This is a genomic window from uncultured Campylobacter sp. (genome assembly GCF_938017615.1).
GTDB lineage: Bacteria > Campylobacterota > Campylobacteria > Campylobacterales > Campylobacteraceae > Campylobacter_B.
On record NZ_CALIJA010000104.1, the window covers coordinates 1 to 21,407 of the forward strand.

Consider the following 21,407-nt stretch of genomic DNA (forward strand, 5'->3'; position numbering starts at 1 on the left):
GTCCTTTTTCACCCGCCGCGGATTTAAATTTTACTCCGCCTCGCACCGCTTATTCGGCGCGCTCTTTGCTCGGCACGCCGCCCGTTAGGGATGTCGCTTCGGTAAGGCAATACGATAGCGACGCCGTCATTTAGGTATCGACGCGCCGAGCAACGATGGGATCTGCGCTTTATGTGGACGGCATCCGCACTTCAACGCGCCAAAATGCGAGATAGCGGCGCTTGTTTTGACGATACGATCGACGCTCGCCCGTATGACTGACGATTTGTATATTCGGTGTCGAGATAGGACAGGCAGTCTGCTCGGCGCCGATGTGCCGCCGCACAATGAAACATTCTGTGCCGATGTATCCGCCGCCTACTACACGATGAGCGTTCGGCACAGATGCTGCCTGCTAGGTGTAGCACTGACGCCGTTCGTTTGGTGCCGCGCGCTATTTACCCTCTGGATTGAGTCCTTTTAAGATATAGCCAAATTCCGTATCACTGAGCTCGTAATTCATAAATTTTTTATAAAACGCTTTCGTTTCGGCCTTTACGTCGATGTCGGCAAATAGCTCGGGCTGGATGGTTTTTGCCGCCCATAAAATTTGAAGCACCGCGTCCGCCCCGTATCGATCCCAGTTGAAAACCCCGCGCGGATTGCCGTAAACGCGCCCGTTTTTGACCGCATCCGTGCCGCTGTAGATCGGGCTGGATTTGATCTTCTCTACCGCATCTTCGTTGTGATCGCCGCCCACGATTATGATCTGTGGGTTGCTCGCGATGATCTCCTCGGCGGTGATAGTCTTCATAGGGCCTTTGGTGGCGGTGATCGCGTTCGTACCGCCGGCTAGCTCTATCCAAGAATCGATCAGCGTGCCCTTGCCGTCGATCTTTAAAAGATCGCTTCCATCTACGATGTGAAGGACGCGCGGGCGCTTATCGGGGCTTAAATTTGCGGTGCGGCCGCTAACCAAAGCGATATTTTTATCTAAATTTGAGATCAGATCCTTCGCTCTTTGCGGTGCGTCGCCGCCTAGCATATCGCCGCACATCCTGATGCTGCGCCTCATCTGCTCGTAGTCGCTAAAGGATGCCTTTAAAACGGTAAAGCCCTGCTTAGCTAAATTTTCGCCCGCCAGCGCGGTTGAGATGATGACTACGTCGGGATTACGACTCATCAGCTCCTCTAAATTTACGTCGTTATTTTTTAGCAGCACGGGTATCTGCGCCAGGCGCGGATAAATTTTAAGAAACCATGCGTTTTTGCTGATGTTATCGGTGGTGGCGACGATCTTGTCCGCTCCTCCTAGGGCTAGTAAAATTTGATTGTTCGAGTGCCAGAGTGCCGCGATGCGCTCAACTTTTGCGGGGATTTTGACCTCGATTCCGTCCATATCCTTGATAGTTCTAAGCTCTGCTGCGCTCGCAAAAAGCGTGCCCGCCAAAAGCAGTAGTAAAAATTTTTTCATTTTTTCTCCTAAAAGGTATTGAAATATACGCTGCGATATTACAAAAAACCTCATTAAAATTCCGTAAATTTTAACCGCTGTCGCCGCGATTATTTATTATTTTTCAAAGTAAATTTTTATATAATCCATTTTAAATTTAGCATTTTTAAAGGAGAGAAAATGGATGAAATTTTGTATTTAATAGGCGCCGCCGCCGGGGTTTTAATCGCGCTTTTTATCATCGTGCCTCTGTTTTTCAGGCGCATAGTGGAGACGAACGAAGTGCATATCGTCCAGAGCGCGCGTAAGACGACGAGCTACGGCAAAGATACCGGCAACGGCAACAGCTACTACGAATTCCCGAGCTGGGTGCCGGCGCTGGGCGTTACGAAGATCGTTTTGCCGGTCTCGGTCTTTAGTATCAAGATCGAGGATTACGAGGCGTATGATCTAGGCAGGCTTCCTTTCGTAGTCGATATTACAGCGTTTTTTAGGATCGTGGATTCAAATTTAGCCGCACAACGCGTCAATAATTTTCAAGATTTGAACAATCAGCTCACAAACATCATTCAAGGCTCGATCCGCTCGATCCTCTCAAGCCGCGTGCTTGAGGACATCTTGCAGATCCGCTCCGAGCTCGGAGATGATTTTACCAAGGCGGTAAAGACGCAGCTGCAAAACTGGGGTATCGAGCCCGTTAAAAACATTGAGCTGATGGATATCCGAGATAGCAGCGGCAGCAAGGTCATCTTAAACATCATGGAGAAGAAAAAATCCCAGATCGAAAAGGAAAGCCGCGTCGAGGTCGCAAACAACACCAAGCTCGCTCAAATCGCCGAGATCGAAGCCGCGCAGGCAACCGAAGTGCGCCAGCAGGAAGCCAATAAGATGGTGGGCCTTAAGACCGTCGAAAACGAGCGCGAAGTCGCGATCTCAAAGGAGCAGGCCGAGCAGCTCATCAAGGATCAGCAAAAGATCACGCAGGAAAAGGCGATGGAGGTCGTGCGGGTAAACGACGTCAAGCAGGCCGAGATCAAAAAGCAAGTGGAGATCGTAAAAGCCGAGCAGGAGCAGCGCAAGATCGAGATCGACGCCGAAGCGCGCAAAAACGCCAAAATCCGCGACGCCGAAGCGATCAAGGAAAATCAAATTTTAGTAGCGCAGGGCGATAAAGAGAAGCAGTTTCTCGCCGCCGCGGCGCTTTTGGAGATGAAGGATAAAGAAGCGCAGGGTACGCTAAAGATAGGCTCTGCAGAGGCTGAGGCGCTTAGGCTAAAAGAGCTCGCGCCTGTAAACGCACAGATCGAGCTCGCGCGCGAGATCGGCGAAAATCAGGGATACCAGACCTATCTGATCTCGATCAAACAGATCGAAGCGAACCGCGACATCGGCCTGGAGCAGGCCAAGGCGTTAAGCGCGGCGGATCTTAAGATCATCGCAAACGAAGGCAGCGTAGGCGAGGGGATGAGTAAATTCGGCGAAATTCTAAGCGCCAAGGGCGGCACGCAGCTAGCCGCGATGCTCGAAGCGCTAAATCAAAGCGAGGTCGGCAAAAAGGTGCTGGAAAAAATTTCGGGCGCCAAGGAGGGGGATAAATCCGAGTAATATTCGCAGCGTATTGGGCGAGTAAAATTTTAAATTTATACGCTAGCGGCGCTGTAACGAAAGTAAATTTGAGTAATAGCTGGTGGCGAGATTATTGCGCTCTTGATAGGAGCAAAATTCTGGGGAGTAAATTTTGAGTGATAGCTAGCGGCACCGCGCGGGTGAGCAAATTTGAGCGGTCCGCCCGTTCGAGCGGTTTGGCTGTCTGCGCTTGGATAAAATTTAAAACGCTAGTGGAATTTAAAGGTTGCGAAATTTCAAATACTCGCGAAATTTCGAATTTCGCTGGAATTTAAAACGTCGTGAAATTTAAACGCCGCGGAATTTTAAATGCTCGTAAAATTTCAGGTCCTTGTGTGCGAGTATTTAAAGGCGGTGCGGTATCGCAAGTATTCGCAGAGCGCCGAAACTGCGGGTAAATTTTAAAAAATTGGCAAGGTGAGATTTAAAATTTAGGCGCGGGTGCATAGCGCTCACGGATTGCACTTAGTAGTTGTAGGTTGCCGCCAAATGCTTGAGTTCTGCCGCCAACGTTCAAATTTTACCGACTAGCGAGGCTAAATTTATTCGGTTCGCATGAAATTTTAAGAAGCGCGAGCCGTTTGAGGCAGCGCAAATAGCATAAAATTTAACCCGCCTGCATGAAATTTTAAGGAGCGCACGATGGCAAACGCCGTAAATTCCGCGCAGTACCAAGCGCGCATCAAGCAGGCGGAAACTCTTTTCGAGGGGCGAAATTTTACCCGGCGTCAAACGATAAATTTAAGCGGCGGATATGAGATCGTAAAGGACGCATATAGGCTCGGCGCGACAAGCTTCAGCGGCGGCGAATACACGCTGTTTGATACTCACAAAACGCAGATAAAAAGCTGGCGCTGTATAGACGATCGGGCGGAATTTTTTAGCCTGATCCGCCACGCAGACGGCAAATTTTACCTCGTTTTTCGCCAGGATCTATACGGCTACAGCAGCGTGCTTGATCTAGCCTCAGCGCAGATCATGCGCTTCGTGCCGGACGCCTGGCTAGACGGCAAGGAGAGCTTCATTTGGGACGGCGTGCACTATCTGCGGGGTTGGGACGCGCTGGCCGTGGACGGCTGCTACTGGGCGGCTCCAAACGGCGTGCATTTGGTGAGCTTTGCCGAGCCGATGAGCGAAGAGCAGAGATATGTAGACGTTTTAGACTGCATACGGGGCGGTTACGACATCTACGAGCAGGCTGATTTTGCGGGCTTTGAGGGTAATGAACTGAGCCTGAAATGCTTCCGCGCGGACGCCTTGCGATATGAAAAAGTAAAAATTTCGCGCGAGCAATACCGCGAATGGATGCGCGAAGCAAAACGACTATAAGCTTTAAATTTACTAAATTTTGTGCTTAAATTTAAAGACTCGCAAAACAGTAAAATTTAATTACGAGCCGCAAAAAGCGGAATTTAGAGAGACCAAATGGGCTGAAATAAGGAATACGGATGTTTTTTGAATACATTTTAATCGGCGCCTGCGTAGGCTTTATCAGCGGATTTTTCGGCATCGGCGGCGGCACGGTCGTGGTGCCCGTGATGATGCTCTTCGGCTACGACGTCAAGTACGCCATCGGCATCAGCATCATGCAGATGATCTTCAGCTCGATTTTCGGCTCGTTCGTAAATTTTAAAAGCAAAATGCTCGACGTCGCGCCGGCGCTAGTGCTGGGGCTCGGGGGCTTTTGCGGCGCGCTTAGTAGTGGCTTTATCGTAAGCTATTTTTCGTCGAAATTCCTTCTGGGCACGCTCATTTTGGTGCAGATCATAAATTTAATCAAACTCTTCAAAACCCCGACCGAGCCCACCGGCGAGGCCAACGAATCTAAAATTTTGCTCTTTATCGTGGGGCTGCTTGTCGGCGCCGTGGCGATCAGCGTGGGTATCGGCGGCGCGGTATTCGTGATGCCTATTTTGATCAGCTTTTTAAACTACGACATCAAAAAGGCCGTCAGCACGGGGCTATTTTTCGTGATATTTTCCTCAAGCGCGGGCTTTATTAGTCTTGCCGCGCACGGGCTCGTGTACTATAAGATCGGCGCGTTACTCGGCGTCGGCTCGCTAGCGGGCGTTTACGCGGGCGTCAAAACCTCGCACAAGATCGGCAAAAAGGCTCAAAAGCGCTGGATGATCGCACTTATCGTCACGATACTTTGTATAACGATAGATAAATTTTTAGACTTAGGACTTTTGGCACGGCTTGGATTTTGGGTTTCGGATCTTTTGGCTAGTTTTTAAGATTTCTAAATTTAGTCAAACATCGGCGTTTAAAACCGCCCTTTGGAGCGAAATTTACCGACTAAATTTGAGGACTTTAACGCAAAATAGCTTTTTTTGCTTGCGTATTTTTGATCACAGCTAAAATTTGGGTAGTAAAATTTTATCCTGAATTTGACGGATTTGCAGACGAAGTGAAAATTTAACTTGCTAAATCTCCAAATTTGTCCGACTTTCTACTTTAAATTTTACTCTCGTTTTCGGCGTTTTTAGCAAGTGTTCCTTTAAATTTGTATTTAAAATAAAACGTCCACGCAAGCGGGCAAAGGATATTTAAAACCATTGTAGTGTAATTTCCTTGCGTATTAAAAACTATCCATATCGAGGCGGAAAAACTAATCAGATAAACGACCGTGTATGCGATCGGTAGGAAACTTTTTAACTCAATCGTTATTACTAGAACATAAGCGCAAATCGCAACTAAAGATGCGATAAAAAAGCCGACGAATCCCCCTTCTTTTTGGCGGTCTATATGAGCGTCAAAATAGCCGTAAATACAGCCTATAAGTATAAAAATAGCGAGCACCAGCCAGATAAATTTGAGCCAGCGCGCAAAAGAAGCCCTAAATAGCATATAGGAGCAAAATACTAAAAAATACGCATTTATGATAAAGTGGTAAAACATTAAAAAGAAGCCGTGGCCCAGAAAACCCCAGTCGTAACCGAGGCCAAATATTGCGTTATTTATCAGCCAAAACGCGCCGGATCTAGCCACTAAAAACGCAGCCGTAAGTAAAATCGGATGTAGCAAGACCCTGCCCGCGAAAATATCTGTGCAGACGCATTTGAAAAAAATTACGATTTTTGGCATTTTGGCTCCTAGATTCGCGCTTTGATGCAAAGTAAAATTTACTCCGTTAAATTTTACGCTCGGATTTTACTGCGTTTGTTTAAATAAATTCGTCAAACTTAAAGACGTGCTAGCTTGGCGCAGCGCTGCTACAAGCGTAAATTTTACTTTGAAAATATACAGCGCGCGATGAGAGGATGGTGGTGTTTTTAGGGGCTGGTTTACTTGCAGTTGCGAGGCAGTGCCGAAGCAAAGGAAGGCGACGCTTCGCAAGTAGAACCCCTTCCACCCCCAAGAGAAAAGCTTAAAATTTAAGAATGTCTGAAAGCCTGAATTTGGTAGATAGCCGCTCTTGCGAGTGAAATTTTAAAAATTCATCCAAATTTTGAGCTAGTTAAATTTTATAAACTGGGCGGCGCTGTATTTATAAGCAAAGCTTGCCGCCGTTAAAGCGAAATTTCAATGGCGATTTATCTTTTAAGCGCTCAAATTTTAATAAAATTCGGCTCAGCGAAATCGGCAGAGAAAAGATCAAAATAAAGGAGAAAAAATGGCGATAGACGGGGTAAAAATTATCGACAGCGACGATGGATACGATATATATTTGACTATCACCGAGCGATACAAGGACGGCGAAGATGTTGAATCGATACTGTAAGATGTTTTGGCGCAGGCGGAAAATTTCTGCACCGATGAGCTTTATAGCGAGATTTATTGGACGGCCCTAGCGTATTCGCTTTGGAAGATCGGCTTTTTAAATGATGAAATCCGCAAAAAAGCCCTTGCTATCATAAAAGGCGGCGCAAGCGAAATGTGGAATAAGGTCTTTGAAAAATCTCAAAAGAGCCGCCAAAAGGCGCTTGATAAATTGGCGCTTCAGCTAAAAAGCGAAAACCCTAGACCGCTTAAACGGCCCAAAATTTCGAAGCAAAAAACGCCATATTTTGAGGAGGGCGACGTTTTGTCTATCCGGATGCGTCAGGGATACGGCGTTTGTTTTGTCTCGGCGGTAGATCAAACGCCACGCAAGCTGGAGTATCATCTGGCCTGCACCAGAGTGCTGCAAAAAGAGCCGCCCGGAATGGACGATTTTTTAAAAAGCAAGATCGCAGGCTCGAAAAACGGCGAGTTTCTTAGAACGGACTGCTGGTTTAATCATAAGGATTTAAAGGAGCTGCTGCCGCATCTAAAAAAGATCGGCAAAATAAAACTAGCTCCATTTGCATTAGGAATGCTCGCTCCTGCGAGAAATTTGGAATATTTTTATGATGAGATCACAGCAGATCCCAAAGTGTGGGGCTTTAAGCTAATTGATACAGCCCGTTTCGTGGAAGAGGTGATCGAGGATACGGATAAAAGCGTCGCGCGGTAAATTTTAGAATTTAATCCTGGCGAAATTTTGTAAATTTAGCCCTTTGCGGTGGAATTTGATAAATTTAACTCTCCGCGCGCGCTTTGCTTTCTGAAATTTTATCGCCGCTTGCACTATTTAAAATTTCATCATTGCTTGCGGCGTCTTTTGCGAGCGATTTTTGAAATTCGTATTTGAAATAAAACGCCCACGCGAGCGGACAGAGGATTATTAAAATGACGGCTACGATGTCGGCGGCTTGCGCATGAAATATTACAAATAAGGCACCTATGTAGTTAAGAACATAAGCAAAACCCCAAAATACCGCGTTTGAGTGGTCATTTGATATTTCGGTTGCGACCAAATAGATGCAAATGCAAATTAGCGAGGCGATCAAAAAGGCTTCAAAGACGCCTAGTTTTTGGTAGTTTATGTCTGAAGCAAAATAACCCAGCGCGCAGGATGCTAAGATTACCGCGAGCAGAATTTTGCGTAAAATTTTAAGTGATTGGACTTTAGATGTTGCGTAGATGACGTGCGCACAAAGTATTATAAAAAAGGCGCCTGCGACAAAATCGAAAAATATGTAATAAGCGAATTCCCCAAATATCCCCAAATCATAGCCGCTTCCTAAAATTTTTTCATCTATGACATATAGCGTGCCGAATTTCGCCGCTAAAAATACAGCCGTAAGCAGGATCGGATGCAGCAGCGCTCTACCTGTAAGCAGATCCGTGCAAATGCGCCCGAGGAAATTTATCAATCTTTTCACGCTAGGCTCCTTTGGAATTTTCGCCGCTTGCGGCATCTTTCGTAAAATCTTCGCCGACCGGTTTAAATTTGATCTTAAATCGGGATAAATTTTAGCTCGAGAGCTTTTAAAAATCGCTTAGAGGCAAAGGCGTAAATTTGCGCGCTTGGAGCTAGGCTGCATATTTTAAAATTTACGTTGCTTAAATTAGCTTTCCTATCGCAAGCTGTTTGCAGGCAAGCACATATTGCAAAATTCGCGGATGAAATGGAGCATCAACTAGCTCGTCCGTCCGCTCGTAGCATTTAAAATTTTATTCGATTTTTAGTTGCGCAGCCGGCTTATCCGCGGCGGCGGGTTTGTGCACGGCGAGGTTGCACACAGCGAGGTTTGCTTGCGGTATGGATTTGCACGCAGCATGGTTTACGCAGCAGGCGGCGGGTGGATTAAAATTTTGATTTATAGTTGGCGAGAGTGCGCCCTTTTTCGCAGCAGATGCGAAGCGGGGCGCAAATTTCGTAAATTTTATAAATTATTTCGGCAGATCGCCTAGCTCAAAGCGTAAAATTTACGCACCTATAATCACAGCCGATAAAAGCCCCCATAAAATGGCTTCTATCGCTAGCACCGAGTGAAGTACGGCCTTACTCATCGCTTCTCCTTTGTTTTTAATTTTATTATTTGCCAGACTCGGACCGCTAGAGGCGTGCCCGATCGATCTATGGGCGGGATTATATAAGGTGATTGTGTTCTTAATGTGTCTTTTAAAATTTACGGCAAAATTTTTACCGCCTGTCGTAAAGTGCGAGATGACGGCAGATTTCAGGCAAAATTCAGCTACCTGCGTTAAGGCGTGGCAAATTTAAGCGAGCCTGCCGTCCGCCGTAATGCGCGGCAAAGTCGTAAAGGGCGGCAAAGTCGCAGCGCGCGGTAAATTTAAAGCAGAATTCCGACCTCGTCGCGGCGCGCGAGGCGTCCGCGGCAAATCGATATAAAATTTAAAGCAGAATTTTATGTGAATGCGGCGCGCGACACACCCGCGCTTTTTTACGTCGTCAAAGCTTGTATCATCAAAGCTTGCATCGGCGCGACTTCGCCTGTGGGGCGAAATTTTACGGCGAGCTACGAATTGCAAGACGCAGCTCATCCGTACCGTCTTGATCTGAAATTTAAAGCGGAATTTTAACGCGCGCCTCGGTTCCGATGCCGGGTTCGCTTTCGTATTCGATCCGCCCGCCTAAAATATCGAGCGCTCTGCGTACGATGCTAAGCCCAAGCCCGCTGCCAAGCTCTTTGTGCGATTCCTCGCACTGATAAAATCGGTCAAAAATTTTATCCAGCTTCTCGCGCGAGATGCCGATGCCTTCGTCTTTGATGCTCACCTGCGCAAAGCCATCGCAAGCGCAGCAACAAACGAAAATTTTACCGCTCGACTGCGAGTACTTAAGCGCATTTTCGATCAAATTTCGCCAAATTTGATTTAGCAGTCCCGCGTTTGATCGCACGCTAAGCGGCGATAAATCTAGCTCAAACTCGTGCCCTTCGTAGCTTTGGCTTAGCGATATGATGCATTGTCGCAGTTGCTCGTCGATACGTACCGCTTCATCTAGGCGGATCGCCGCGCCGCTATCAAGTCTCGTTAGCTTTAGCATGTCGGTGCAGAGCTTACTTAGGCGGTTTGCTTCCGCGCCGATGGAGGCTGCGTATCGCACCGCGCGCTCCTCGCTCACGCCGCCCTCTATCATCTCGCTTAACGCGGCGATTGAGGAGATCGGCGTTTTCATCTCGTGCGAGACGTTTGAGACGAACTCCTTTTGCAGCTGCTCGTGCTTTTGCAGCTTCTGCGCCATTTTATTGACGTTTACTACAAGCTCGTCCAGCTCGTGCATATAGAGGTAATCAGTGCGGCGCCTATGTATCTTGCGCTCGGCGCGCGCCTCAAAATCGCCGTTTGCGATCGCGGTAATCGCGCCTAGTAGCCGCTTGATCGGGTGGAATAAAATTTTAAGCCCGAAGTAAAGCAGGGTAAAATTTAGCGCCATCGTGATTAAGCAGATGATCGCGCATAGCGCCACTCCGTCCCAAAACCCGCCGATCTTGCCGTCAATGCCTATGTAAAAAAGCATGCAAACCGCAAAGCAGACGATGAAATTTATCACGCCGAATGCGAGCGAAGAGTAAAACGCGATGAAGCTTTTGAGGCTGATGAGGTATTTTTTCACGCTCGCTCCTTTTTTACGGCTTTGTAGCCGAGCCCGCGCACGGTGATTATCTCAAAATCTTTGGAATTTTCAAATTTCGCCCGTAGCTTTTTGATGTGCGTATCGACGACGCGCTCGTCGCTGTCCGTCTCGTAACCCCAAATTTCGCTCATTATTTCAAACCTCGTAAAAATTTTACCCGCATAGCTTAGCAGCAGAAACAAAAGACGAAATTCCTTCGGCGCCAGGCTTATCCGCTCGCCCTCGGAGCGGACGCTTAGCGTATCGTAGTCAAGCTCGCTTCCGCCGATGAGTAGCCGCTTTTCGTTTGCGATCTTTGCGCGCCTTAGCAGCGCATGCACGCGCAGCACGAGCTCTTTTAAATTTATCGGCTTACTCATATAATCGTCCGCACCGCTTTTAAAGCCCGTCTGCATATCCTCGATCTCGCTTTTTGCCGTTATAATCAGTATCGGCTGGCTCTTGCCGTCGCGCCTAACGTATCTGCTAAGCTCAAAGCCGTCCATCTTAGGCATCATCACGTCCGAGATGATCAGATCGAAGTGCGCCTCGTCTAACGCCTCTGCCGCCTGCTCGCCGTCGAAGGCGCAGCTCACGCTAAAGCCCTCATCAAGCAGCTTTTCTCTTATCGCCGAGCTCAAAGCCTCGTCGTCTTCGACTAGTAAAATATTAAGCATCATCGCTCCCGTTTTGATAAATTTATGCACTTAAATTTATACATAAAATTTTAAGAAACAATGAGATATTATACGTAAATTTTTTCAAGGAGTAAAGAATGAATTTCAAAAAAACAATATCGGTTGCCGTTATTGCGGCTTCGGTGCTGGCGCTATTTAGCGGATGCGCGAAAGAAAGCTCTCGCGTAGTGCAAACCCCTACGGTAGCGAGTCTAAATACCAATTACTCTGGCGAGAGGATCGCCGTATCGGTAGGACGCTTTAACAACCAATCCTCTTACAACAACGGGGTGTTCTCCGACGGGGAGGACAGACTGGGCAACCAAGCGCAGACAATTTTGATCTCAAGCTTACAACAAACAGGACGTTTCTCGGTGCTTGATCGCACGAATATGCGCGCCATCAAAGAGGAAAGCGCAATCTCCAAAAGCGCACAAAACTTAAAAGGCGCCAGATACGTTATCACCGGCGACGTGACTGAGTTTGGCCGCAAGACGACCGGAGATCATCAGCTGTTTGGAATTTTAGGCAAGGGAAAGACCCAAACCGCGTATTCTAAAGTAAATTTAAACATCGTTGACGTCAGAACGTCCGAGGTGGTCTTTTCGACCCAGGGTGCGGGCGAGTACGAGCTGTCAAATCGCGAAGTGCTAGGTTTCGGCGGCACTGCGGGCTATGATTCAACGCTAAACGGCAAGGTGCTAAGCCTAGCGATCATCGAAGCGGTCAATAATCTCGTAAACGGCCTTGAAAACGGCGCGTTTAAACTAAGATAAGGATAAAATTTGAAAGCAGGTAGCGCTTTTGCTCTTGCTGCTGCGGCCGTGATCTTTTGCGGCTGCGGCGGCGGGAGCCGGAATCAAATTTATTACTGGGACGGCAGCTACACGGACTCGACCTATCAGTATCTAAAGCAGGAAGGCGACGTAGGCGAGCAGATCGAAGCGCTTGAAAAATCTATCCAAAAGGCATACGAAAAGGGGCTAAAAGTCCCGCCGGGGCTTTATTCGCATCTGGGGCTTTTATATCTAAGCGCGGGTAACGGCGCGAGGGCGAGAGAGAACTTTGAAAAAGAAGCTCAGGCTTTCCCTGAATCAAAACCGTTTTTGACCTTCGTTACAAACCCCGCCGCGCTTAAAAAAGCTGAGGCTGCAGCCAAGCCCGGCGCCGATAAAGCCCAAGGATCAAGCGGACGCGAAGCCGCCAAAATAGCCTCTGCAAAGCAAGGCAAAGCTGCCACGAAGCAGGGCGGCAAAACGAATAAAAAGGCTAAAAAATGAAAAATAAAGCTCAAATAGCGATTTTTAGCGTATTCGTGGCGCTGTTTTTTAGCGCGTGTGCAAGCTCGCAGCCCGAGATTTACGACTACTCGGCGCTTCAGCAGGCTAAGCCGAGATCGATTTTGGTGCTGATGCCGAGCAACGAAACAACCGAAGTGGATGCAGGTGCTGCCGTGCTCGCCAACGCGATCTATCCGCTAAGCGAGGCCGGGTATTATGTATTTTCGCCTGCGCTCGTGCATGAGACCTTTAAAAATAACGGAATTTACGAGGTGAGCGAGATCCAAAACGTCTCCGCGCACAAGCTAAGGCAAATTTTCGGCGCAGACGCCGTGTTATACATGGACGTCGTCAAATACGGCACTTCGTATATGCTGCTAAATAGCGTAAGCGTCGTGGCGGTCAATGCCAAGCTCGTGGATCTGCGAAGCGGCGCGACGCTCTGGGAGGGCTCGGCGCAGGTAAGCGACGACTCAAGCAGAGGCAGTAGCGATCTTGTAGGAATGCTGATCTCCGCGGTCATCAAACAGATCGGTGATACCGTCTCCGACGCGGGATATAAGCTCTCTGCGAGCGCAGATGCGATGCTGCTGGGCCAAAACTGCAACAAATGCTTGCTATACGGTCCGTATTCACCGCACTACGGACAAGATCGGCAGCTAAATAGCGGCAAATAAATTTTAAAAAGGACGAAAATGAAACTAGCCGAGGCGCTGATACTGCGCGCCGACATACAAAAACGCATCGAGCAGCTAAAATCAAGGCTCGCAGACAACGCGAAGGTGCAAGAGGGCGAGAAACCCAGCGAAGAGCCAAAGGCGCTGCTAGCCGAGCTAGACGCGCTCACAAGCGAGCTTGAGCGACTAATCGTTCGGATAAATTTAACCAACTGCACCGCAAAAGCGGACGGCAAGAGTCTCACCGAGCTAATCGCCAAACGCGACGTACTCACACTAAAAGCGGGCGCGCTGCGGGCTTTCGCGCAAGCTTCTGCGCAAAAAGTGGAAATTTATTCGCGCAGCGAGATTAAAATCCTAAGCACGGTCGATGTCGCGGCGCTGCAAAAGCAGGTGGATGAGCTAGCAAAACAGATCAGACAGCTTGATACGACGCTGCAAAGCGCGAACTGGCAAACCGATCTGATCGACTAAAGCGTCAAATTTAGCGGCGAAATTTGAAAGGATTTCGCAAAAAGATAAAATTTCGGGTAAGTATCGCAAGAGGCGAGTACAAAACTCACCTGCGAAGCAGGTTTATGGCAGCGCTCGCGGAAACGGGTGCACCCCTTTTACGATTTATTTTCAGTAAATTTACAGGGGCAATGTAACTACGCAATGTAACTACCGCGTACTGATCTAGCGATACCGAGGGCGGGAACGGGGAAATTTAAAACGAAATTTTGATTTTTGCGGCGCGGCTTGCGGGCTTGCAGTAAAATTTAGCGGCGATCTGAGCGGCCTTGACGCTCAAATTTTGCGTTAAATTAAGGCGCGCTTGCTATTTTGCATTTGGCCCGTCTGGCGTCAAATTTTACAAAAATCATAAAATTTAGCCAAATTTAAAGGATGAAATTTGAAATTTAAAACCCTTGCGCTAGCGGCCGCATTTTTCTTTGCGACCGACATGAATGCAGAGCTAGCGATATAAGCGAATTCCATAAATTTTAGAAAAACGAGCGGCGCGGAGCTAAATCTCGCGGACGCAAAAGACGCCAAATTTAAAGACACGCATTTTAAAAGCGCAGATACCGCAGCGCACAGCACAAACTCATCGCAAAAAGCAACCCCCATCGACGAAGCGAAAAATTTCTACCGCGTGGACGAGCTGCTGTTTCGCAGCGCTCAGCTTGATGGAAGCTACGCTGCAAAGCTGCATGAGCTTGGCATAAAAAGCATTGTAAATCTGCGTCATTTTAGCAGAGGCGGCGATAAAAGGGCGTTTGGGGATCAATTTTGGCTCACAAATAAGCCGCTTCAAAGCTGGGAGATAAAGCCCGCGCAGATCGCGGACGTTTTGCGCACCATTCGCGAGCGCCAAAAGGAGGGCGCCGTGCTCGTGCACTGCTATCACGGAGCCGATCGCACGGGGCTTGTGGTGGCGATGTACCGCGTGATCTATCAGGGCTGGAGCCTGGACGCCGCACGCAGCGAGATGATAGACGGCGGATACGGCTTTCACTCGATGTGGCAGGATATCGCGGGCTTTTTGACGCCGCAAAACGAAGCGCTCGTAAGAGCCGAGCTTGGAATTTAGACGAAATTTCGCCCGTCCGTCAAACGGCGGCAAAATTTGTAAATTTAATAATGACAAAGTGCCGTTTATAACGAAATTTTAGAATACGAGCTACGTATATTTTCTAGGGCGAGGCTCGAGATACACCAAAATGGGGGGGGCAAAAAACGAGCTGCAAAGACGCGCGGAATTTGAGCAAAAATTTGAGGCGTGCAAGCAAAAGGCGCGGGAAATTTTAAATTTATAGGTATCGCTCGTCAAAATTTTACTCTTTGTGGCGAGCTAAATTTAAAACCGTAAATTTCTACAAAAAAGCAAAGAGGCCTTAAAATAGTAAAATTTAAGTCGTAAAATTTTACGCATTTTTCTACTAAAAATTCTCATACCTTTTTTCAAATATGTGCTCACACGGCCGCGTGCGTATCATAATCAAATCGGCTAAATTTAGAGCTTGATTTGCGCTTGCGGCGACTGAGCACGTTAAACGTCCGCAAATATCAGATAAAATATCCGTAAATTTAGCCGAAACGCAGTAAAATTCGAGCGGCAAATTTAACAAAAGGAGCGATCGTGGAAAATTTATTACTAGTGCAGCTGCGCGAGGCGCTACCGCAGGGCATGCGCGTGCCGAGCGAACTTGAGACGCTTTATGCGTGGATCGAAGCAAACGGCTTTTATGACGACGCGGGCGGGCGCAGACGCGGCTATCTCTACCCGCAAGATCGGCTGCAGCAGAGCTGGAGCGACGATGAGCGCGAGGGCGGCACGGACATCGTATTTTTCACGGATGAGCCGAAAAATCGCGACGAGGAGTTAAGGTATTGGTTTTACGGCGAGGATCGCGAGCTTGCCGCGGAGATCAAGCAGTAGCTTTGCGTATTCGCAGGCAGCGGCTCGGAGGGCTCGATGTGCGCGCTGTGGCTGGACGATGCGGGCGAGACGAAGATCGTGCATATGGGCTCTGGCTCAGGCTCGAGCATGACCTGCGTTTTGGCTCGCAACGGGCTAGATTTTTTGCGATTGCTCGCGATCGGATACGATGAGATCTGCTGGGATGAGGATTTTAGTGCGCCGCCAAACAGCGAGGAGGACGATTTTATCGTGCATCCAAACCTGAAATTTCAGCAGTGGGTAACACAGACGTTCAAAACGACGATCCCGCAGACCGCGCTTGATCTCGTCACTCCCGCGCATTTGGACGACGAGAACCCAAGCGATGAGTTTTTGATCTGGGTAAATCGCGTCGCGGGATAAAATTTAAAGCGGCTTTTTTGCGCTGCTTAATGAAGTATTGCGGGGTTTGCTTTCACAGGAAACCTTGTGAAATTTAAGCTTTTGCTGGCTAATTTAAAGAGTACAAATTTAAGGGGTGCTTTTTGGTTAAAATTTAATGGCGGCGGTATCCATATAGAAAAGCATTAATCATCTATTACTACTTCTACTGCTCTTAAAATTTTTAATAAATCTACCTGATAGAATTTAACTCTTTACAATGTAGCGACGAAATTTCGCAGTGATCTGAAATGCGGGTGCGATGTAAGTTGCCGTGTCTTTAGGAATTCAAATAAATTTAGCTAAGTTCCTCGTGGATGGGTTATATCAAAGCATGGAAATTCTGTCGGTTTATTAGAAAAGAACTGATTGAGACTAAATTCTAAAGCAGAAAAAACAAGGCTAAAAGCTTTTCGGTAGTTTTGGTGATGAGTTATCTTTAAGTATCGTATCAGAGAAAATTGCGATGGCAGCGTGTGTAGGCAGCGCGCACAGAGCGAGAAAAACGGCGCGAGCATCTGTATCAGCGTAGCGCTTTAGGCTTCGTATGAAAGATAGCATCCAAACAATCCTTCTGTCAAATATCCGCATAAATTACGACGGATTTTTATAGAGGGCATGGGGGGCGAGCTACAAGGTATATCCAGCGAATACGTCTTTGCAGCTAGCTGCGCGCAAGCATTTAAAAGACGGAAAGTAAAAGCGAACAGGTTGAAATCTGAAAGCATTAATAACTGTGCAATAGGCAAATTGCGCTCAGTGGCGAAGTGAGCGCAAACTTTTTGGCAGCTTTGAGCTATCTGCACGCGCGTAGGGTGGCAGGCGCTACTTTACTTTAAATCTCTTTTTGGATCTTGGGCTTGCACTCGCAGAGCAGCAAGCACTAAGCAGCTAGGCGTGGAAGTATCGTATTTTGCACCGCTTTCGCAGCAGCTCTCTTTGATACCTGCTGGCTGATGCGTTTCTAGCAAGACGAGTGATTGCTGTTTTGACACATTAATGAGGATGGGCTTGGCAGGCTCATATACAGCGCATACAAGTCCGGTAGCGTTATAGTGAACGCGCGACTTTACACATTTAATTAATTTAGCGGAGAGTTTGAAGCAGTAGCTACGACGGGACATGCATAGTTTTTTAACATCTTATGTAAATTTAAGACGAGTATTATTGCGAGAGGGTGCAAATTTTTAGGTAAAATTTTATGCTCACTGATTTTTATATGGCTGTACTAAAGCATGCTTCATACGGCAATTTCTTATAAATTTTAACGTAAATTGTGCGCCATTGGGGAGGTGGAGTAAAATTTACGATCAAAAGGGTGGGGGATTATGTCAGCAGGCTGCGTGTGCAACGCAAAAATAGCGATGCAGGAATCGTACCAAGCAGTGCGGATGAAACGAGACGATCTTCATCCGCCACTTTTTAAAATAAAATTTCGCGACTAAAAAAGCGATTTTGCCTTTGTAAATTTTAAAATTTTGCTAAAAATTCTTTGTATTTTTCTGCACTTTTTGCGATATATTCGCTATCTGGATGAAATGAAAATCCATAGCCGAAGTGGCACGGCAGCAGCTTGGCGCCTGTAAAATTCATCGCGCATTTAAAAGGCGTGATAACTTCCTCTATGTCAAATCCGATCGTGCCGTCTTTTTTATAGTTGTTTCGCTCGTCGCCGATAGTGATCGCTAGGGCGAATTCTTTACCTTTTAGCTTGTCGCCGGTGCTGCCGTAAGCCCAGCCGTAGGCAAATACATCGTCGAACCATTGCTTTAAAAGCGGCGGATAGCTATACCAATAAAGTGGAAACTGAATGATAATTTTATCGTGGCTTAAAAGTGACTCCTGCTCGCGCGCTACGTCTATTTTGCCGTTCGGATAAGCGGCGTAAATTTCGTGAATATCAAATTTATCCGCTTGCTTTTTGGCTACCTCGCGCCACGCCTTGTTTGCGTGCGAGCTTGCCATATCGGGATGAGCGATGATGATGAGATTTTTCATATTTTATCCTTGTTTTAAATTTCTTACATTATATGTTTTTTTGGCTGAAATTTTGATTTATCATCCAGCATAATATGGGTATGAAATTTCAAATGAAATTTTACTTCCACTCAAATAATACTGGCAGGCTTGTAGTTTTTTGCATGCGATTAGAAGTTAAATTTATAAGTAAATACGGCAGGCCCCAAAATCGATAGAATTTTATCTATTAGATTGTATTAAAAATTTTAAATGGTATGAAAAATGCGCCGAAAAATTCGGCGCAAATGAAAGGAATACTAATCTTAGATTAGTGCAGGAGCTACGATAAATCCTAGAGCAACCGAAAGCGCAACCATAATGGTTCCTGGAAGGAAGAATGAGTGGTTAAATACAAATTTACCGACTCTGGTCGTTCCGGTATCGTCCATAGCGATAGCGCCGAGCGTCGTAGGATAGGTAGGGAGCACGAACAAGCCCGAAACGGCTGCGAACGATGCGACTAAGATCCAAATTTGACCTGAATTTTCAGGGCTGGTCATTCCAAGCGCAGCGGCAACGGCAGGCATCATAACCTTTGTGGTCGCAGCCTGCGAGTATAGCAAGCAGCTTAGGAAATATAGCGCGACGGCTAGTACGAAAGGATACTGCGTAACGACGTTTTTAGCTACCTCTTTGATGCTATCGATGTGACCGTTAACAAAAGTAGTACCGAGCCATGCGATACCGATGACGCAGATGCACGCATTCATACCGCTTTGGAAAGTGCTAGTAGAGAGCAGTTTGCCCGTATCGATCTTGCACAAAACAGCGATAAGAAAGCCGATAGTTAGCATAAAGCTGATGATTGCGCTATCTCTTGAAAGGATCGGTTTTTCTACCAAGCCGACGCTCTTTGAGATCGCAAGCGCATAGCAAACGACGATCAAAACGCCGATAGCAAATATAGCAACCGATCTTTTCGCGTAAGGCTTCGGCTCTTTATACTCCTCGGCTTTGATCTCGGCTACAAGACCTTTTGAAAGTCTCTCTTTATAAACAGGGTCTTTTGAAAGATCGAGATCGTAGAATTTATTTACGATAAAGGATGTAATCAGCATAGCTACGAAAGTAGTTGAGATGCAGATAAACAAAAGCTTAGGATAGCTAACGCCTAGCTTCTCGCAAAGACCACTCATGGCGACGAATGCTGCCGAAATAGGGCTTGCCGTGATCGCGACCTGAGATGAAACGACCGAAAGCGCAAGAGGAGCGGAAGGTTTGATGTTCTGAGTCTTCGCAACCTCGACGATAACCGGGATCATAGAAAATGCAGTGTGTCCGGTGCCCGCTAGTATCGTAAGTAGATAGGTAACGATAGGCGCTAGGTAGTTGATCTGCTTTGGGTTTTTGCGCAAAATTTTAGATGCCACCTGAACTAGATAATCAAGTCCACCCGCGACTTGTAGCGCCGTAATCGCAGAGATTACCGATGCGATAATCAAGATAACGTCAACTGGAATATCTTTAAATTCCACCTTCATGCCCAAAATGGCTAGGACGATGACGCCCAAGCCACCTGCATAACCGACGCCCATGCCGCCTAGCTTAACGCCTAAGTAGATGCCGCCGAGCAACACGATAAATTGCAATATCACCATAAAGTCCATTGCAAAACTCCTTATAAAGTAATTTTTTTAACGGCGCGCAGAATTCTAAAGATTTCAGCAGGTAAAATCCGAATTATCTTTATAATTCAGTGGTCGGAATTCTATGCGGAATTTTATCCTAAAATTTCGCAAGTGGAATTTTACTCCACGGAAGCTAAATCTAACTTGATAAAATTCTGCATCTACGGAATTCTGCACGATCAATTTTATCTATTTAGAATTCTACTTTGCGGAATTTCGCCTATTAAATTAACCGACGAAATTCCGCGCCGCACCTAGTTTGGAACTATTTTTTGCTCATATGTGGGTTGAGCATAGATTTAGGCTCTAGGATCTTATCGATCTCCTCTTTTTTCAAATATCCGCGCTCTAAGCAGATTTCGCCGACGGATTTTCCGGTCTGAAGTGCCTCTTTGGCGATACTTGCGGATTTTTCGTAGCCGATGTAAGGATTGAATGCAGTAACGATACCGACAGAATTTAGCACCGATTTTAGGCAAGCTTCAGGATTTGCCTTTAGATGTTTGATAGCTTTTTCAGCTAGTGTATTCATCGCATTTTCCAAAAGCACAATCGAGTTAAATAGCGCATATGCGATGCCAGGCTCAAACGCATTAAGCTCGAATTCTCCGCGCTCGGAGCAAAGCATAATAGTCACGTCGTTGCCGATTACCTCGTAGCAAGCCTCGCCTACGACCTCGGCGATGACTGGGTTTACTTTGCCCGGCATGATGGAGCTGCCCGGTTGCATCTTAGGAAGCTCGATTTCGCCTAGTCCGCATCTAGGACCGGAGTTCATAAGACGTAGGTCGTTTGCGATTTTGCTTAGGCGGACGGCTGCTGTTTTTAACGCGCCGCTAACGTGGACGAAGTCCGCAGTGTCTTGTGTGGCGGCGATGAAGTCCTCTGCGGCTTTAAATTTAACGCCGGTGATTTCGCCCAGTTTTTTCTCGACTACGTTTTTGTAATCAGGATGGCAGTTAATACCCGTGCCGATCGCCGTAGCGCCCATATTTAGGTAAGTCATCGACTCTCTAGCGGCTTTGATAAGCGCGATATCGGTTTTGATGTAGGTAGCAAAAGCGTTGAAAGTATTTCCAAGAGTAGTAGGGACGGCATCCTCAAGCTCCGTCCTTCCCATTTTGATGACATCTTTGTATTCTTTGGCTTTAACTTCAAGCTCTTTTTTCAAATTTTCCATAGCTTTTAATAGATCGGTTAGCTTGGCGTAAGCGGCGACTTTGATCGAGCTAGGATAGGTATCGTTAGTGCTTTGACCCAAATTTGTGTGGTCGTTTGGATGGAGATATTGGTATTCGCCCTTTTTATGCCCCATGCTCTCCAAAGCTATATTGGTAATGACCTCGTTGGTATTCATATTCGTCGAAGTTCCGGCGCCGCCTTGGATCATATCGACTACGAATTGATCTCTAAACTCTCCTGCGATGAGCCTATCGCAAGCTTTTGCAATCGCATCGGCTTTTTGTGCGTCTAGGACTCCGACCTCTTTATTGGCTAGCGCAGCTGCTTTTTTGATTTGTGCAAATGCTTTGATAAAAAACGGATAGTCCTTGAGTGCTCGTCCGCTTAGGTGGAAGTTCTCTAGTGCCCTAAATGTTTGCACACCGTAGTAAAAATCGTCGGAAATTTCTAATTCACCGATGAAATCGTGTTCTTTTCTGGTCTTTGCCATAATAAGTCCTTTCGTTGAAATTGTTAATGGAATTTTAAAGCTTTTAGTATTAAAAGTAGCTTAAAACGTAACGAAAAATTAAAATTTAGAAATTAGTATGATTATTTAAGGATTTAAATAGAATTTTACTTAAAAAATATTTTGGAATTCGCTACTAAGGTATAATTGCACTTTAATAA

General features: G+C 46.7%; 21 protein-coding genes. 12 read left to right on the forward strand and 9 right to left on the reverse strand.

The window, feature by feature from the left end; genetic code table 11:
* Positions 1-433: 433 nt before the first annotated feature.
* Positions 434-1,453 carry an ABC transporter substrate-binding protein gene (locus Q0620_RS05445; RefSeq protein WP_298783594.1) on the reverse strand — a complete coding sequence of 340 codons (1,020 nt, stop codon included), beginning with the start codon at positions 1,451-1,453 and terminating at the stop codon, positions 434-436.
* A gap of 159 nt (positions 1,454-1,612) precedes the next feature.
* On the opposite strand from Q0620_RS05445, the gene Q0620_RS05450 reads away from it, so the two are divergent.
* The 3 genes from Q0620_RS05450 to Q0620_RS05460 all read left to right on the forward strand — a co-directional run bounded on the left by Q0620_RS05450 (position 1,613) and on the right by Q0620_RS05460 (position 5,295).
* Entirely contained in the window at positions 1,613-3,037 is a 1,425-nt protein-coding gene (locus tag Q0620_RS05450; protein WP_298783596.1) for an SPFH domain-containing protein, read from the forward strand.
* Between the two features lie 663 nt (positions 3,038-3,700).
* The gene (locus Q0620_RS05455) at positions 3,701-4,387 is read left to right on the forward strand and encodes a hypothetical protein (protein ID WP_298783598.1); all 687 of its coding nucleotides are present in this window, start codon (positions 3,701-3,703) and stop codon (positions 4,385-4,387) included.
* Positions 4,388-4,506: 119 nt separating this feature from the next.
* Positions 4,507-5,295 (forward strand): sulfite exporter TauE/SafE family protein, encoded by a 789-nt coding sequence (locus Q0620_RS05460; RefSeq protein ID WP_298783600.1) that lies wholly within the window; start codon positions 4,507-4,509, stop codon positions 5,293-5,295.
* Positions 5,296-5,515: 220 nt separating this feature from the next.
* Here Q0620_RS05460 and Q0620_RS05465 read toward each other — a convergent pair whose 3' ends face one another.
* Positions 5,516-6,145, reverse strand: a complete 630-nt coding sequence (locus Q0620_RS05465; protein WP_298783602.1) for a hypothetical protein — start codon at positions 6,143-6,145, stop codon at positions 5,516-5,518.
* 643 nt (positions 6,146-6,788) lie between these two features.
* On the opposite strand from Q0620_RS05465, the gene Q0620_RS05470 reads away from it, so the two are divergent.
* Positions 6,789-7,496 carry a hypothetical protein gene (locus Q0620_RS05470; RefSeq protein ID WP_298783605.1) on the forward strand — a complete coding sequence of 236 codons (708 nt, stop codon included), beginning with the start codon at positions 6,789-6,791 and terminating at the stop codon, positions 7,494-7,496.
* A 64-nt stretch (positions 7,497-7,560) separates the two neighbouring features.
* On the opposite strand, the gene Q0620_RS05475 is transcribed toward Q0620_RS05470, so the two are convergent.
* On the reverse strand, positions 7,561-8,247 hold the full coding sequence (locus tag Q0620_RS05475; RefSeq protein WP_298783606.1) for a hypothetical protein: 687 nt from the start codon (positions 8,245-8,247) through the stop codon (positions 7,561-7,563).
* Between the two features lie 994 nt (positions 8,248-9,241).
* On the opposite strand from Q0620_RS05475, the gene Q0620_RS05480 reads away from it, so the two are divergent.
* Positions 9,242-9,412: a hypothetical protein gene (locus Q0620_RS05480; RefSeq protein ID WP_298783607.1), complete on the forward strand. Its 171-nt coding sequence runs from the start codon at positions 9,242-9,244 to the stop codon at positions 9,410-9,412.
* On the opposite strand, the gene Q0620_RS05485 is transcribed toward Q0620_RS05480, so the two are convergent.
* Both Q0620_RS05485 and Q0620_RS05490 read right to left on the reverse strand, forming a co-directional pair.
* Positions 9,396-10,448: a HAMP domain-containing sensor histidine kinase gene (locus Q0620_RS05485; RefSeq protein ID WP_298783609.1), complete on the reverse strand. Its 1,053-nt coding sequence runs from the start codon at positions 10,446-10,448 to the stop codon at positions 9,396-9,398. The genes Q0620_RS05480 and Q0620_RS05485 overlap by 17 nt on opposite strands.
* Positions 10,445-11,125 (reverse strand): response regulator transcription factor, encoded by a 681-nt coding sequence (locus tag Q0620_RS05490; RefSeq protein WP_298783612.1) that lies wholly within the window; start codon positions 11,123-11,125, stop codon positions 10,445-10,447. Before Q0620_RS05490 ends, Q0620_RS05485 begins: the two co-directional genes overlap by 4 nt.
* Before the next feature lie 98 nt (positions 11,126-11,223).
* Between Q0620_RS05490 and Q0620_RS05495 the strand changes: the two genes are divergently transcribed.
* The 7 genes from Q0620_RS05495 (at position 11,224) to Q0620_RS05525 (ending at position 15,891) form a co-directional block, all read left to right on the forward strand.
* A complete protein-coding gene (locus Q0620_RS05495) occupies positions 11,224-11,901 on the forward strand; it encodes a CsgG/HfaB family protein (RefSeq protein ID WP_298783614.1) in 678 nt (225 codons plus the stop codon).
* Between the two features lie 9 nt (positions 11,902-11,910).
* Positions 11,911-12,405: a DUF4810 domain-containing protein gene (locus tag Q0620_RS05500; RefSeq protein ID WP_298783616.1), complete on the forward strand. Its 495-nt coding sequence runs from the start codon at positions 11,911-11,913 to the stop codon at positions 12,403-12,405.
* The gene (locus Q0620_RS05505) at positions 12,402-13,082 is read left to right on the forward strand and encodes a DUF799 domain-containing protein (protein ID WP_298783617.1); all 681 of its coding nucleotides are present in this window, start codon (positions 12,402-12,404) and stop codon (positions 13,080-13,082) included. Before Q0620_RS05500 ends, Q0620_RS05505 begins: the two co-directional genes overlap by 4 nt.
* Positions 13,083-13,100: 18 nt before the next feature.
* Positions 13,101-13,556, forward strand: a complete 456-nt coding sequence (locus Q0620_RS05510; protein ID WP_298783618.1) for a DIP1984 family protein — start codon at positions 13,101-13,103, stop codon at positions 13,554-13,556.
* A gap of 637 nt (positions 13,557-14,193) precedes the next feature.
* A complete protein-coding gene (locus Q0620_RS05515) occupies positions 14,194-14,658 on the forward strand; it encodes a tyrosine-protein phosphatase (protein WP_298783627.1) in 465 nt (154 codons plus the stop codon).
* A gap of 549 nt (positions 14,659-15,207) precedes the next feature.
* Positions 15,208-15,507: a hypothetical protein gene (locus Q0620_RS05520; protein ID WP_298783619.1), complete on the forward strand. Its 300-nt coding sequence runs from the start codon at positions 15,208-15,210 to the stop codon at positions 15,505-15,507.
* Between the two features lie 36 nt (positions 15,508-15,543).
* Positions 15,544-15,891, forward strand: coding sequence for a hypothetical protein (locus Q0620_RS05525; RefSeq protein ID WP_298783620.1), 348 nt, complete (start codon positions 15,544-15,546; stop codon positions 15,889-15,891).
* A gap of 848 nt (positions 15,892-16,739) precedes the next feature.
* Here Q0620_RS05525 and Q0620_RS05530 read toward each other — a convergent pair.
* The 4 genes from Q0620_RS05530 to Q0620_RS05545 form a co-directional block, all read right to left on the reverse strand.
* Positions 16,740-16,904, reverse strand: coding sequence for a hypothetical protein (locus tag Q0620_RS05530; RefSeq protein ID WP_298783622.1), 165 nt, complete (start codon positions 16,902-16,904; stop codon positions 16,740-16,742).
* A 475-nt stretch (positions 16,905-17,379) separates the two neighbouring features.
* Positions 17,380-17,907, reverse strand: coding sequence for an NAD(P)H-dependent oxidoreductase (locus tag Q0620_RS05535; RefSeq protein WP_298783625.1), 528 nt, complete (start codon positions 17,905-17,907; stop codon positions 17,380-17,382).
* 284 nt (positions 17,908-18,191) lie between these two features.
* Entirely contained in the window at positions 18,192-19,535 is a 1,344-nt protein-coding gene (locus tag Q0620_RS05540) for an anaerobic C4-dicarboxylate transporter (RefSeq protein ID WP_297941806.1), read from the reverse strand.
* Positions 19,536-19,821: 286 nt separating this feature from the next.
* On the reverse strand, positions 19,822-21,228 hold the full coding sequence (locus Q0620_RS05545) for an aspartate ammonia-lyase (RefSeq protein WP_005870686.1): 1,407 nt from the start codon (positions 21,226-21,228) through the stop codon (positions 19,822-19,824).
* Positions 21,229-21,407: the final 179 nt, after the last annotated feature.

Coding starts and splice junctions, on each gene's coding strand:
- Q0620_RS05545 (WP_005870686.1), bottom strand. CDS start 21,228: ATGGCAAAGACCAGAAAAGAACACGATTTCATCGGTGAATTAGAAATT.
- Q0620_RS05455 (WP_298783598.1), top strand. CDS start 3,701: ATGGCAAACGCCGTAAATTCCGCGCAGTACCAAGCGCGCATCAAGCAG.
- Q0620_RS05505 (WP_298783617.1), top strand. CDS start 12,402: ATGAAAAATAAAGCTCAAATAGCGATTTTTAGCGTATTCGTGGCGCTG.
- Q0620_RS05510 (WP_298783618.1), top strand. CDS start 13,101: ATGAAACTAGCCGAGGCGCTGATACTGCGCGCCGACATACAAAAACGC.
- Q0620_RS05450 (WP_298783596.1), top strand. CDS start 1,613: ATGGATGAAATTTTGTATTTAATAGGCGCCGCCGCCGGGGTTTTAATC.
- Q0620_RS05445 (WP_298783594.1), bottom strand. CDS start 1,453: ATGAAAAAATTTTTACTACTGCTTTTGGCGGGCACGCTTTTTGCGAGC.
- Q0620_RS05490 (WP_298783612.1), bottom strand. CDS start 11,125: ATGCTTAATATTTTACTAGTCGAAGACGACGAGGCTTTGAGCTCGGCG.
- Q0620_RS05525 (WP_298783620.1), top strand. CDS start 15,544: ATGTGCGCGCTGTGGCTGGACGATGCGGGCGAGACGAAGATCGTGCAT.
- Q0620_RS05495 (WP_298783614.1), top strand. CDS start 11,224: ATGAATTTCAAAAAAACAATATCGGTTGCCGTTATTGCGGCTTCGGTG.
- Q0620_RS05460 (WP_298783600.1), top strand. CDS start 4,507: ATGTTTTTTGAATACATTTTAATCGGCGCCTGCGTAGGCTTTATCAGC.
- Q0620_RS05465 (WP_298783602.1), bottom strand. CDS start 6,145: ATGCCAAAAATCGTAATTTTTTTCAAATGCGTCTGCACAGATATTTTC.
- Q0620_RS05535 (WP_298783625.1), bottom strand. CDS start 17,907: ATGAAAAATCTCATCATCATCGCTCATCCCGATATGGCAAGCTCGCAC.
- Q0620_RS05540 (WP_297941806.1), bottom strand. CDS start 19,535: ATGGACTTTATGGTGATATTGCAATTTATCGTGTTGCTCGGCGGCATC.